The organism is Pelagihabitans pacificus, from assembly GCF_009371985.2.
In the GTDB taxonomy this organism is placed as follows: Bacteria; Bacteroidota; Bacteroidia; order Flavobacteriales; family Flavobacteriaceae; genus Pelagihabitans; species Pelagihabitans pacificus.
This window is the reverse complement of record NZ_VIKU02000009.1, coordinates 26285-39910: the sequence shown is the minus strand read 5'-3', so window position 1 is coordinate 39910 and position 13626 is coordinate 26285. Positions and strand designations below refer to the sequence as shown.

At 45.3% G+C, this 13626-nt stretch carries 11 protein-coding genes; 9 read left to right on the top strand and 2 right to left on the bottom strand.

Features of this window, described 5'->3' with window-relative positions:
* Positions 1–3 precede the first annotated feature (3 nt).
* Positions 4–1449, bottom strand: a complete 1446-nt coding sequence (miaB, locus tag FK220_RS19180; protein ID WP_152575981.1) for a tRNA (N6-isopentenyl adenosine(37)-C2)-methylthiotransferase MiaB — start codon at positions 1447–1449, stop codon at positions 4–6.
* Between the two features lie 148 nt (positions 1450–1597).
* On the opposite strand from miaB, the gene FK220_RS19175 reads away from it, so the two are divergent.
* From FK220_RS19175 to FK220_RS19135, 9 genes are all read left to right on the top strand, one after another.
* Positions 1598–2887 carry an LVIVD repeat-containing protein gene (locus FK220_RS19175; RefSeq protein WP_152575980.1) on the top strand — a complete coding sequence of 430 codons (1290 nt, stop codon included), beginning with the start codon at positions 1598–1600 and terminating at the stop codon, positions 2885–2887.
* A 7-nt stretch (positions 2888–2894) separates the two neighbouring features.
* Positions 2895–3152: a BPTI/Kunitz domain-containing protein gene (locus tag FK220_RS19170; protein WP_152575979.1), complete on the top strand. Its 258-nt coding sequence runs from the start codon at positions 2895–2897 to the stop codon at positions 3150–3152.
* A gap of 145 nt (positions 3153–3297) precedes the next feature.
* On the top strand, positions 3298–5784 hold the full coding sequence (gene topA, locus FK220_RS19165) for a type I DNA topoisomerase (RefSeq protein ID WP_152575978.1): 2487 nt from the start codon (positions 3298–3300) through the stop codon (positions 5782–5784).
* A 99-nt stretch (positions 5785–5883) separates the two neighbouring features.
* Positions 5884–7041: a formimidoylglutamase gene (locus FK220_RS19160; RefSeq protein ID WP_152575977.1), complete on the top strand. Its 1158-nt coding sequence runs from the start codon at positions 5884–5886 to the stop codon at positions 7039–7041.
* Positions 7042–7164: 123 nt separating this feature from the next.
* Entirely contained in the window at positions 7165–8535 is a 1371-nt protein-coding gene (gene porK, locus FK220_RS19155; protein WP_152575976.1) for a T9SS ring complex lipoprotein PorK/GldK, read from the top strand.
* Positions 8536–8713: 178 nt separating this feature from the next.
* On the top strand, positions 8714–9364 hold the full coding sequence (porL, locus tag FK220_RS19150) for a type IX secretion system motor protein PorL/GldL (protein ID WP_152575975.1): 651 nt from the start codon (positions 8714–8716) through the stop codon (positions 9362–9364).
* Between the two features lie 57 nt (positions 9365–9421).
* Entirely contained in the window at positions 9422–10981 is a 1560-nt protein-coding gene (gene porM / locus FK220_RS19145) for a type IX secretion system motor protein PorM/GldM (RefSeq protein ID WP_152575974.1), read from the top strand.
* A 57-nt stretch (positions 10982–11038) separates the two neighbouring features.
* Positions 11039–11941 carry a type IX secretion system ring subunit PorN/GldN gene (gene porN, locus FK220_RS19140; protein WP_152575973.1) on the top strand — a complete coding sequence of 301 codons (903 nt, stop codon included), beginning with the start codon at positions 11039–11041 and terminating at the stop codon, positions 11939–11941.
* Between the two features lie 162 nt (positions 11942–12103).
* On the top strand, positions 12104–13165 hold the full coding sequence (locus FK220_RS19135; protein WP_152575972.1) for an NAD(P)/FAD-dependent oxidoreductase: 1062 nt from the start codon (positions 12104–12106) through the stop codon (positions 13163–13165).
* Here the strand turns inward: FK220_RS19135 and FK220_RS19130 are convergent.
* The gene (locus tag FK220_RS19130) at positions 13134–13538 is read right to left on the bottom strand and encodes a DUF983 domain-containing protein (protein ID WP_152575971.1); all 405 of its coding nucleotides are present in this window, start codon (positions 13536–13538) and stop codon (positions 13134–13136) included. The genes FK220_RS19135 and FK220_RS19130 overlap by 32 nt on opposite strands.
* Positions 13539–13626: the final 88 nt, after the last annotated feature.

Sequence of the window (13626 nt, the reverse complement as noted above, 5' to 3'; positions counted from 1 at the left end):
TTTTCAATTGTTATCCGAATAGCCTACAACCTCGCCGATTAAGGTAGCCGAGGTGCAACTATGCATTTTTACATTGACGAAATCGCCCACTTTATAATGTTCCTTCGGAAAAACGGCCACGGTGTTCTGGGAGTTCCGCCCCATCCAATGGTCTAATGACTTTTTCGAAGTCCCTTCGATCAGTACTTCCTGCACCTTACCGACATACTGTTCTGTTCTTAACCGGCAATGCTCCCGTTGAAGCCCAATAATTTCGTTCAACCTCCTTTTTTTGATGTGAAGGGGAACATCGTCTTCCAATTTTCTGGCTGCCATTGTACCGGGTCGTTCCGAGTAGGCAAACATAAAGCCGTAGTCATACTTAACGTACTCCATCAGCGAGAGGGTGTCCTTATGGTCTTCCTCCGTCTCTGTGGGAAAGCCGGCGATCATATCCTGCGAAATACCACAATCGGGTATGATCGCACGGATGTTGTCTATCAATTCGAAATACTCCTCGCGGGTATGAAGGCGATTCATGGCCTTTAAGATACGGTTGCTTCCACTTTGTACCGGAAGGTGGATATTTTTACAGATGTTGTCATACTTGGACATGGTATGGATGACATCCAAGGTCATGTCCTGAGGATTCGAAGTTGAAAAGCGAATGCGCATTTTCGGTTGGGCCAACGCAACCATTTCCAAAAGTTTGGCGAAGTTGACCGAGGTGGCTCGCTGTATTTCCGAAGCCTTTGCAAAATCCTTTTTCAGTCCGCCGCCATACCATAGATAACTATCCACGTTTTGTCCCAAAAGAGTCACTTCCTTATATCCTTTCTCCCAGAGTTCGTCAACCTCCTGAATAATCGATTGTGGTTCGCGACTTCGTTCCCGGCCACGGGTAAATGGGACCACACAGAAGGTGCACATATTATCGCAACCTCGTGTGATCGACACAAAGGCGGTAACTCCGTTAGAATTCAATCGAACGGGGGCCACATCCCCATAGGTTTCTTCCTTGGAAAGAATAACGTTCACCGCACTACGGCCTTCGTCAATTTCTTGTATAAGATTGGGCAGGTCTTTGTATGCATCGGGCCCTACCACCATATCGACGATCTTCTCCTCCTCGAGCAACTTGCTTTTAAGACGTTCGGCCATGCAACCTAAGACCCCAACTTTCATATGGGGCTTGGTCGCTTTTATAGCATTGAATTTTTCCAAGCGCTTGCGAACGGTAAGTTCCGCTTTCTCTCGGATTGAACAGGTGTTCACCAGCACCAGGTCGGCATCTTCCAAGGTATTGGTCGTATTGAACCCTTCATTTGCCAAAATGGAGGCCACGATTTCGCTGTCCGAAAAATTCATCTGACAACCATAACTCTCAATATACAGTTTTCGGCTATTATCTTTCTTCCCTTCCAACGATAGGGCCTTTCCCTGAACGGATTCATCTATTACTTTTTCCATATATTACCAATCCCCTACTAATAAACAGGAGGGCAAAGATAGTATTAAATCCAGCTTTATGACAAATTGACAGGTATAAAATTATGATAAAACGCAACCAGAATTCGAATTCGGCATCTGAAAGACATAACCAATAAATAGTGCAACAATGAAAAAGATAACGATGGGCCTGCTTTGTCTGGCCATTTTCGCCTTCACTTCCTGTAACGATGACGAAGCACCCGAAGGTTATGCCGATTATGTCATCGCCACGCCCTTAAAAGCGGATTTGGTAACCTTTAAGGCAGAGGCGGTAGATGTGACCGAGCCGATTCCCATTTCTGACTCGGGAAAGATTTATGCCTATAAAGACTACATCTTTGTCAATGATGTGGGCAGGGGCTTTCATGTATTGGATAACAGCGACCCTGCTGCCCCGAGCAACATTGCGTTTATTAAAATGGAGGGTAATTTTGACATTTCAATAAAAAGCGATCGTCTATATGCCGATAGCTATGGGGATTTGGTGATACTGGATATCTCCGATATCAATAATATCGGAAATGCAAAGCGAATCGAAAACGCTATTTATCAGGACTTCTGGTGCACCGTCGGTACCGATGTGGAATGGCCACAAGCCGATTATTACGACTATGCCGATTTCGATTATACCAGAGAGGCCATCATTGGTTGGGAAGTCGAGACCAGACGCATGTTGGTTTCGGAATTTAATGAAAAGTACGGGGGATATTATGCATTGGAAGACGTGGCATCCTTTAATGAGGCTGCGGTACCTACTTCTTCCGATACGGGACAAGGGGGCTCATTGGCACGTTTTAAAATCGTAGGGGATTATTTATATGCGATAGAATCGTTCAGCATCAATGTTTTTGATATATCGAACCTAGATGAGCCAAAGATACTTGATGAGGTATATACCAATGGGGTCATTGAGACGATTTTCAATCAAGGGGATATATTGTTTTTAGGAGGAACACAAGGAATGTACATCTATGATATTACTTCCCCAGAAACTCCTAGTTATGTTTCTGAATTTGTTCATGGCACCGCCTGTGACCCTGTGGTGGTCGATGGCAATTTTGCTTATGTCACCCTACGAGGCGGTAACGCATGCGGCGGGATAGAAAGCGGACTTTACATTATAGATGTTACGAATTTGGCCGATCCCAAGCTTAGGAAGTTCTATGGGTTGAAAGAGCCATATGGCCTCGGTATTAAGGATGAGAAGCTCTTCATTTGTGACGGTTCGGCAGGTTTAAAAGTATACGACAAATCAGATGTGGATAATCTGCGGTTATTGAATCATTTTGAAAACATCATCACGTATGACGTGATACCGTTGCAAAATTCGTTGTTAATGATCGGTGATAATGTATTATACCAGTACGAGTATCTCGAAGATCAAATACAGTTGCTAAGCACGTTTGACCTTAATTAGGGGAGAAATGATCTTAAAAGTTGATGTCTTCAGGTTTTTATATTGTCTGGTTCTTTTTTGTCTATTCGCTTGTAACGGCGATGGGGAATTGCCCTTAAGATGTTCCTTGGCTCCCGAAGTGGGTCCGTGCGACGCATTAATTCCCAGGTATTATTTCGACTCAAAAGAGAATGAATGTAAGCAATTTGATTGGGGCGGATGCGACGGTGTGGTACCCTTCGACACCTTGGAGGAATGTGAGGAATGCGTATCGTCCGGCGGCTAAAAACATAGGGTGCATGGCGCTAGGGTTTATTTAAAAAATGCTTCAAAACGTCCCTTTTGAAAGGGGCGTTTTTTTATACCCTATATATAAGGTGTAAGTCGAAATTAAAAAATTCAACTACTTTTGTTTTTTCAAAAACGACTACATGGCAAAGAATTTGGTAATAGTTGAGTCCCCCGCGAAGGCGAAAACCATCGAGAAATTTCTGGGAAAGGATTTTAAGGTAGAGTCTAGTTTTGGCCATATTGCCGATTTACCGTCAAAAGAGTTGGGCGTAGATGTAGAGAATAACTTTGTTCCTAAATATGTTGTTGATGCAGACAAGAAGGCGTTGGTCAAAAAGCTGAAGGATCTTGCCAAAAAAGCGGAGACCATCTGGCTCGCAAGTGATGAAGATCGCGAAGGGGAGGCCATTTCCTGGCACTTGGCCGAGACCTTGGATTTGGATAAGTCAAAGACGAAGCGCATCGTATTCAACTCGATTACCAAATCGGCCATACAAAAGGCTATTGAAAACCCGCGGGAAATCAACTATGATTTGGTGAATGCCCAGCAGGCGCGTAGGGTGTTAGATCGCCTAGTGGGTTATGAACTCTCTCCGGTTCTTTGGAAGAAGATCAAACCAGGACTTTCCGCAGGGCGGGTACAGTCGGTGGCCGTGCGATTGATCGTAGAGAGAGAAAGGGAAATAGAGGCTTTTACGCCAGTAGCGTCGTTTAAGATTTCTGCGGAATTTAAGACGGCTGGCGGTGGTGTTTTTTCTGCCAAAATGGGAAAAAGTTTCACGTCCCGGCAAGAGGCAGAGGCCTTCCTAGAACAAAACATCGGGGCGAATTTCTCGGTTGGGGAGTTAGACAAGAAACCGGCAAAAAAATCACCACCTGCCCCCTTTACAACTTCCACCCTTCAACAAGAGGCATCCCGAAAACTCTATTTCTCGGTCGGTAGAACCATGCAGGTGGCACAACGTTTGTACGAGGCGGGTCTGATTACCTACATGAGGACGGATAGTGTAAACCTATCGGGAGAGGCAATTGCAGCCGCAAAAGAGGCCATTATCCAAAACTACGGGGAAGCATATAGTACGGTGCGTAACTTTAAAGGAAAATCGAAGGGCGCCCAAGAGGCGCATGAGGCCATCCGTCCGACCAACATATTGAACCAATCCCCCTCTTTGGAGCGCGACCAATCAAAGCTTTATGAGCTAATTTGGAAAAGGGCCATTGCCTCTCAAATGGCCGATGCCCAGTTGGAGCGCACCAACGTAAAAATAAAGGCGAACACCCATAACGAACTGTTTTCGGCCAATGGGGAAGTGATTAAATTCGATGGCTTCCTAAAGGTATATATGGAAGGTTTGGACGAGGAAGACATTTCCGAAGAGCAGGAAGGGATGTTGCCTGCCATGAAAGTAGGCGATTCCCTTGTCAATAATTTCATTACCGCCACCGAACGGTTTACACGACCTCCTTATCGGTTTACGGAAGCCTCGCTGGTCAAAAAATTGGAGGAGTTGGGAATTGGAAGACCTTCTACTTATGCTCCTACCATTTCTACGATTCAAAATCGCGGATACGCCGAAAAGGGGACCATCGAGGGTGAAGAACGAAAGTACGTTCAACTGGTCTTGGAAGCTAATGAATTAAAAGAAAGGAATTTGAGCGAAATGGTGGGTTCCGATAAAGGCAAGTTGGTGCCTACCGACATTGGAATGATCGTCAACGATTTTTTGGTGAGCAACTTTGCGAATATCCTGGATTATAATTTTACCGCCAAGGTAGAGGAAGATTTTGACGAGATAGCCGAAGGTTCCGAAGATTGGCAAAAGGTCATGAAGGACTTTTATAAAGATTTTCATCCTACCGTACTCGATGTGGAGGAAAATGCAGACCGGGCCAGCGGTGAAAGAGTGTTGGGAACCGATCCCAAGACGGGCCGACAGGTATCCGTTCGTTTGGGCCGTTTCGGTCCCATGGTTCAGATAGGAACGGTCGAAGAGGAAGAAAAACCATTGTTCGCAAGCCTTTTACCAGAGCAGTCGTTGAATACGATTACCTATGAAGAGGCCATGGAACTGTTTACCCTTCCCAGAAAGTTGGGAGTCTATAAAGGGGAAGAAGTTGAGGCAAATGTAGGTCGGTTTGGGCCCTATGTACGTTATGGTAAAAAGTTTGTCTCCTTGGGCAAGGGTGAAAGTGCCTTTGATGTTGATATGGATCGGGCCATAGAACTCATCGAGGAAAAGGAAAAGGCCGATGCTCCCATAACCACCTATGAGGGCAAGGATGTGACAAAAGGGAAAGGTCGTTTCGGGCCTTTTATCAAATGGGATGGGATGTTCATCAATGTGAACAAGAGATATGATTTCGACAATCTTTCGGAAGCGGATATTGCCCAACTGATAGAGGATAAAAAGCAGAAGGAAATCGATAAGCTGGTCCAGGAGTGGCCGGAGGAAGGTATCCGTATCGAGAAGGCACGCTGGGGAAGGCATCATATCATAAAAGGAAAGATCAAGGTAGAACTCGCAAAAACCGTTGATGCGACCAAGGTTTCCTTGAAAGAAGCAAAGGACTTGATCGAAAAGAAGGCCCCAAAAAAGAAAAGCAAAAAGTCCAAGGCAAAGAAATAACTGTATTTGGAGAGGGGTACTAATAGCTATTGTCGTCCTCTATTGGCCAACCATAGCTTTCGCCCAAAAGTAAAACCGTTAACGTATAACCGACCCTGAATGGCATTTGATTTTTTGGTCCCTGTTGCGGACAAGGTGCTGGCCCATTGTGAACTACTTCCACCTCAGGCACTTGGAAAGAACATCTATATGCACACCGCACGAAAAGGCCTCCCGGTCCTTGCCAATGCCTCGGTTGCCTTAATAGGGGTGAGGGAATCCAGAAATGCCTTTGAAAAAAAACGCGAAAAGCTCGATGTAACTGCAATTCGATTACAGCTCTACAAACTGATGCTGGGTAATTGGAATACGAGCATTATCGATATGGGCGACATCGAGGAAGGGGAAACGGTAGAGGATACGTATTTTTTGGTGAAGGAAATCGTTGCCGGACTTTTGGAGGAAAAAGTAATTCCTGTCATTATAGGTGCGACCCAAGACATCACATATCCGGTGTACCGTTCTTTCGATGGCATTCAGGATATGATCAATATCGTGGCAATCGATAGTCGGTTCGATTTTGGGGCAGATGACGAGCTGATATCCTCGCATTCCTATATGAGTAAAATCATTACCGATAAACCCAATAATCTCTTCAATTTTTCAAACATTGGTTTTCAAAGCTACTTCAATGCCCAGGAAGAAATAGACCTGATGGAGCGGCTATTCTTCGATGCCTATCGTTTGGGTGAAGTAGCCAACGATCTATCGCTCGCAGAACCTGTATTGCGAAATGCCGATATGGTAAGTCTCGACGCCCGGGCCATCAAGGCAAGTGAATTGGGGCACTCCGATAACTTTTCGCCAAATGGTTTTACCGGAAGGGAGATATGCGCCATCGCACGATACGCCGGAATCAGCGAGAAAGTTACCGCTTTTGGCATCTATGAAATGGAGAATTCCGTGCAGTCATCCCAGTTGATGGCACAAATTATCTGGTACTTCATAGAGGGTCTCAATTTCAGGATGAACGAAATTCCCGATGCCAATAACACAGACTTCACTAAATATACGGTACCGACCGACAGCGAACAATTGGTCTTCTACAAAAGTCATCTGACCTCCAGATGGTGGGTCGAGGTGCCTTCGATTCTTTCCCCGCATACTAAAACAGATTCACAGGCGTTATTACCATGCACCGAAAAGGACTATCTGGACGCATGCGATCAGAACATTCCCGAAAGGTGGTTCAAAGCCTATAAGAAAGGTTTTAATTAATCAATTTTTTTTTACAGGATAATTGCGTTGAATACAATAATTTGCCCAAAACGTAGTTTTAGAGTGTAGAATAAAATAATTGTTTTCGCAGTTAATAACCAGAATCGAAATTTAACCTAAAGTATGAAAAAGCTATTGTTATCATCTATAGCGTTTGTTTTTTTGCTCACGAGTTGTGGGTCGAGGACAAAGGGAGAGCTAGTAGGAGCCCAAGGAAAAAAGTGGTATCCCGAAAAACCCTATGGAATGGAATTGATCCCACGGGGATCTTTCATCATGGGTAAAAGCGAGGAAGACCAAGCCAAAGTGCTCAACGCTCCAACGAAGACAGTGACAGTGCGGTCGTTCTATATGGACGATACCGAAATTACTAATAGTGAATATCGTCAGTTCGTAGAATGGGTCCAAGACTCCATTGTAAGGACCCGCTTGGCCATACTTGCCGATGAACTCGGTTTGGGACCGGATGATGGGGGAATAGGGGAATATGCATTTAAGGATGCCGATACTACCAAAGCCTCCGCCTACCAAAAGTACATGTTGGACAATTACGCCGGGATGGGCGAGACTGGTTATGAAGGACGAGCCTTGAATAAAGACGAAGATTTGGTCTGGGATGTTTCTGAATATCCCGATGAATACTATGTCGAGGTAATGGATTCATTGTACATCCCTGAAGAAGAATCGTACAATGGGCAAAGAACCATCGACGTTACCAAGTTGAAATACAAGTACAGCTGGATGGATATCGAGGCAGCGGCCCGCTCCAAGACCGGTCGAAGGAAAGACTTTATCCGCCAGGAAGAGTTGGAAATCTATCCGGATACCACTGTTTGGATCCGTGATTTCGAATACTCGTACAACGAACCGATGCACAACGATTACTTCTGGCATGACGCCTACAGCGATTATCCCGTGGTCGGCGTGAATTGGAAGCAGGCGAGGGCGTTCTGTAACTGGAGAACCAAGTTCAAGAACGACGACCAGAAAGAACGGGGAAAACAATTCGTGAACAAGTTCCGATTGCCTACCGAGGCTGAATGGGAGTACGCTGCAAGAGGAGGTATCGAAGGTGGTACCTACCCATGGGGTGGCCCTTACGTGATCAGCGATACCGGGTGCTTTATGGCCAACTTCAAGCCACAACGAGGGGATTACGCGGCAGATGCGGCCTTGTATACCGTCGAGGCGAAGTCCTACGAGCCAAATGACTTTAACCTCTACAATATGGCGGGCAACGTGTCGGAATGGACCAATTCAAGTTACGACCCGAGTACCTACGAATATGTTTCTACCATGAACCCTAACGGCGGGGATGGTAACAATGCCCGAAAAGTAATCCGAGGTGGTTCTTGGAAAGATGTTGCCTACTTCCTACAGGTGAGTACCAGGGACTATGAATATGCTGATTCGGCACGTAGCTACGTAGGTTTCAGAACCGTTCAGGATTATATGGGAGAGGAAGATTCGACCAAAGGAAACAACGGATTGTAAGAAACCAGTGGAAAACCAGTAGAAAAGAATAGAACTTTTTGGGTATTTGATGTCAACCTTTAGATACCTAATTTTATAAAAGAATCGAATACACTTTTAAATACCAAAATCCAAATACAAATTTCAAACGTTAAACCAAATACTTATTAACATTAAACCTAAAATTAAATCTTAAATTATGGCACAGTCAAAATCAACAAAGAAATTATTCAACATGGCCTATGGCCTTGGTGCATCGGTAGTAATTATTGGTGCATTGTTCAAGATCCTTCACTGGGAGTTCGGACCCCTTACAGGTGGTTTGCTTCTCGCGATCGGTCTTATTACCGAAGCACTTATTTTCGCGATCAGTGCATTCGAACCAGTAGATGACGAATACGATTGGTCTTTAGTATATCCAGAATTGGCCGGTGGTGCATCTATGGGTAAAAACAATGAGTTGGCCGAAATCAAAGAGGCTGAAACTTCCTTGTCGGCCAAATTGGACGAGATGTTGAAGGAAGCCGGTGTAGATGCCAACTTGATGGAAAGTCTTGGCGATAGCATCAGAAACTTCGAGGGTGCTGCCAAAGGTATCGCTCCTACGGTGGATGCCATGGAATCTACCAAAAAGTATTCTGAGGAAATGGTTCAGGCCGCCGCTCAAATGGAATCCTTGAACAGCCTGTACAAGGTTCAATTGGAGAGCGCTAGCAAGCAGGCTTCCGTAAACGAAGAAGTTGTACAGAACGCATCCGCCCTGAAAGACCAAATGGAATCCTTGGCTACCAACCTTTCTTCATTGAACGGTGTATACGGTGGAATGCTTTCCGCAATGAACAGAAACTAATTAGTTTTAGTGAATACCCCAAATCAAATTATTAATTAAAAAAACTAATTAGAAAACATGGCATCAGGAAAACAAACGCCACGTCAGAAGATGATCAACCTTATGTATTTGATCTTCATCGCGATGTTGGCACTGAACATGAGTAAGGAAGTACTCGCCGCGTTCGGTATTATGAACGAAAAGTTAGAGGCTTCCAACGACAAAACGATAGAAAGCAACGAAGCTTATTTGGCCAATTTGGAGACCAAAGCGTCCGAAGACGCCGCCAAATATGAGAAGTTGTATCAAGATGCTCAGAAGATAAAAGCGTTGTCCAAAGACTATTATGACTATTTGGAGAACCTCAAGACTGAGATGATGGCCGATACCGAAGATCCTAGGGATTATGCGGTAATGGACAAGTCGGACTTTTTAGACCAGAAGTTCTTTCAAGGCGACAATCTTGCCGAGGGTGGCAAGGAATTCATGAAGCGTCTTGTGGATTACCGTAGCCAAGTATCGGCTATTGTTCCCGAAGGAATCAAATCTTCCGTAGAGGCTCGATTCGAGACCGGCGGGGAAGATGGTAAGGTCGAAAAACGCGACGGTACCAAACAAGATTGGATCAACTACCACTATGAAGGTTTCCCACAGGTAGCCTCCTTGGCGAAGTTGACGGCCCTTCAGGCCGATATCAAAGCCACTGAAGAGTCTGCTTTGAAGGCAATGTTGGAAGGAGAATTGAGCAGCCAGGTTTCCTTAAAGAATTTCAAGACGGCCTTGTTTACCGAAAAGTCAGCCTATTACGCTGGTGAGAAATTCGACGGGAAAATCGGTATCAGCAAAACGGATACCTCTTCTAAGCCTGTAAAGGCCGAATTGACCTTGGACGGTAGAAAGCTTTCCGAAGGATCCGATTACCGACTGGAAGAAGGTGGTGTACAATTATTGATCGGTGCCGGTTCTGCCGGTGACCACGAGATCAAAGGTACCCTTTACTTTCAGCAGGATGGTAATGAGATCGAAGTGCCCGTAAGCAACTCGTTCGCGGTCATCAGTAAGCCAAATGCGGCCCTGATCGCTGCCGATAAGATGAACGTAGTTTATCGTGGGGTTGCGAACCCAATGTCGATTTCGATTCCCGGTATCCCGAATAATAAGGTGAGCGCTTCCGCTCCCGGATTAAAGAAGGTAAATGGTAGCAAGTATATCATGAACCCAGGAAAGGGTAGAACCGTAAAGATCGTTGCCTCAGGTGTATTGCCTGACGGACAGCGAATTTCAACGCCGGCCGAGTTCCGTATCAAGGATATTCCACGACCTGCAGGTTCTGTAAGCAAACAGACCGGTAGTGTTAAAATGCCACGGAAAAACTTGGAGATTGCCACCATCGGTGCAATGTTGGAGGATTTCGATTTTGACTTGAACCTTGCCGTTAGCGGATTCAAATTCAAAGTGCCAGGGCAGCCTACGGTTGCTGTTAGTGGCGGACGATTGGATTCAAGGGCTAAATCTGCCTTGAAAAGGGCCAAAAGAGGAGATGCCGTTCAGATATTCGATATCAACGCCTACATCACCAATAACAAAACCTATAAGTTGAAGAAAGTATCTCCAGTAGTTGTGGAGATCACAAACTAATACTAATTAAACCGGGCGGCGCTAATCGTCGCCCGGTATTATTAAATTGACTTAAACATGAATTGGAAGAATGTTTTATTAATCGGAGCAGTAAGCTTACTACCCATTTCTATGGCTGCCCAGGCGAACATTTTGAACGCCAAGAAGCCGGAAGAAATCGGTCAAAAGACCGAGGCCCAAAAAGCCCTGGACAACGATGCTCCCCTTGAGTACGGATACGTCGATGATAGGGATATTCTTTGGTCAAAGACCGTTTGGGAGGTAATCGACCTTGACGAACGTGTGAACTTTCCACTGTACTATCCTACCGATACTATCGATATAGGTGCAGATCGAAGATCATTATACGATGTCTTGTTGAAGAACATCAAAAACGGTAAACTGGAAGATGTGTATGTAGATTCCTATTTCACCGAAAAAAGGAAGTTCAGCGATCTGTCCGCCACGCTACGAAAAGTAGATACCACTGATTATGGATATGAGCAGATAAACGCCGGTGAGGAACTTTCCCCTGAATTCGTGATGGAAAGGGAATTGACCGCTGCCGATATCGAGGAATATCGCATCAAAGGAATCTGGTATTTTGATAAGCGTCAGGGCGAACTAAAGTACCGCCTTTTGGGAATCGCTCCAGTAGCGCCCGATGTGAACTTTATCGACGATGAGTCGATGGACCCTGCCGATTCCAAGGTAGAGTTGTTCTGGGTATGGTACCCAAGTGCTCGACAAATTTTGCACGACGCAAAGGTTTTCAACCAACGCAATTCGGCCCAGCCGATTTCGTTCGACATGCTTTTGAACGCCAGAAGGTTCAATGGTGTTATCTATCGTGAGGACAATGTGCACGGTGACCGCGAAGTAAAGGACTATATCGCGGACAACGCCTTGTTCCAATTACTGGAGGCCAAACGGATCAAAGAGGTCATTCGGGATAGGGAACAGGATATGTGGGCCTATTAGTGAATACATAGCATTCCAATTCAAACCTATAGAAACGTCCCGCTTTGCCGGGACGTTTTTTTTTGTAGCGTAGGCGGTCACATGCAAGATTCCGTTTTCACTTAGAGATCGCTTCTTTGATTCCCGCTCGTAATCCCAGCCGTGATTTACTATTTTTACCCCATGGTAGATTATATCGTAGTCGGGTTGGGTTTGGCAGGCGTCGCCTTTTGTGAGACCTTGGAACGGCACGGCAGGAGCTTCAAGGTCTTTGACGATCGTTCGCAAAAATCATCACGGATCGCCGCGGGCATGTACAATCCGGTTGTTCTAAAACGTTTTACGTTGGCCTGGAATGCCAAGGAACAGCTCGAGGAAGCACTTCCGTTCTACGCCGCTCTTGAGAAGAAATTGGGAGTGTCATTGAACCATCGGTTGCCGGTCTTTCGAAGGTTTGCTTCGGTTGAGGAACAGAATGGCTGGTTCGAAGCTTCGGACAAACCGGGTTTACGCGATTTCCTATCCCCCGAAATCCATCCAAATAAAAATCCATCGATAGATGCCCCATATGGCTATGGAGAGGTTTTAGGTACCGGAAGATTGGATACCCAACAATTGATTCCGGCCTATCAGGAATACCTCGAGAAAATAGATTGTCTGTATGTCGAAACCTTCGATTTTGATAAATTACAACTTGGGGAGGGGATGGTGAGCTATCAATCGATCAAGGCCAAACAGGTTATTTTTGCAGAGGGTTTTGGAATCAAGCGCAATCCGTTTTTCAGCTATTTGCCCCTTAATGGGACCAAAGGGGAATACCTAGTTATCAAAGCTACTAAACTCCAACTTGACCGTGCCATTAAAGCGGGCATTTTTGTAATTCCCATCGGGGAAAACCTTTACTTGGTAGGAGCGACCTATAAATGGAAAGACAAAACAAATGAACCCACCCCGGAAGCGAGGGCGGAACTGCTTCAAAAACTGGAAGCTTTTATCCAATGTGGGTATGAGGTCATTGACCAAACGGCAGGCATACGCCCGACCGTCGTCGATAGGAGGCCCTTGGTTGGCAGGCATCCGCAACACCCCAATCTATATGTACTGAACGGTTTTGGCTCTCGAGGCGTTATGATCGCGCCAATGGCCGCACGGCGACTGTACGGACTCGTGGAGAACCAAGAGCCCCTGCCTCCCGAAATGGATATTCGGCGTTTTATGAGGAAGTACTTTCAAGAGGGGTCCTAGCGGCTTTCGGATCGTAGGATATGAAAAAGTTGATCCAGATATTGCGGGAGAGCCGTATGATCACAGGCATAAATATCACCAGGGTCGCCACAATGGCTATAAAAGTGTTGATCAAGCTAGTACCGACAACTAATTTTGCGATTACAAAAGCTGCTACGGCAAAAGCAATACCGACCGCATAGCTCACATACATCGCCCCGTAAAAAAAGGAAGGTTCAATTTTGTATTTTGTCTGGCAATGGGAACAGCGTTCGTTCATTTTAAAAAGATGTCCCGGTTTGTACGGGTTCTTGGCCACATACATACTTTCTTCGTGGCATTTCGGACAACTTCCTGTTAAAATGCTGTAGAGTTTGTTTCCTTTTTTTAACATTTGCAAAATCTTTCTGTAAAGGTACTGGTTTGGGTGTTTTTCAAGTGTAACGATTGTCACAAAATAATGGTGCAAATCAGGTAAACCT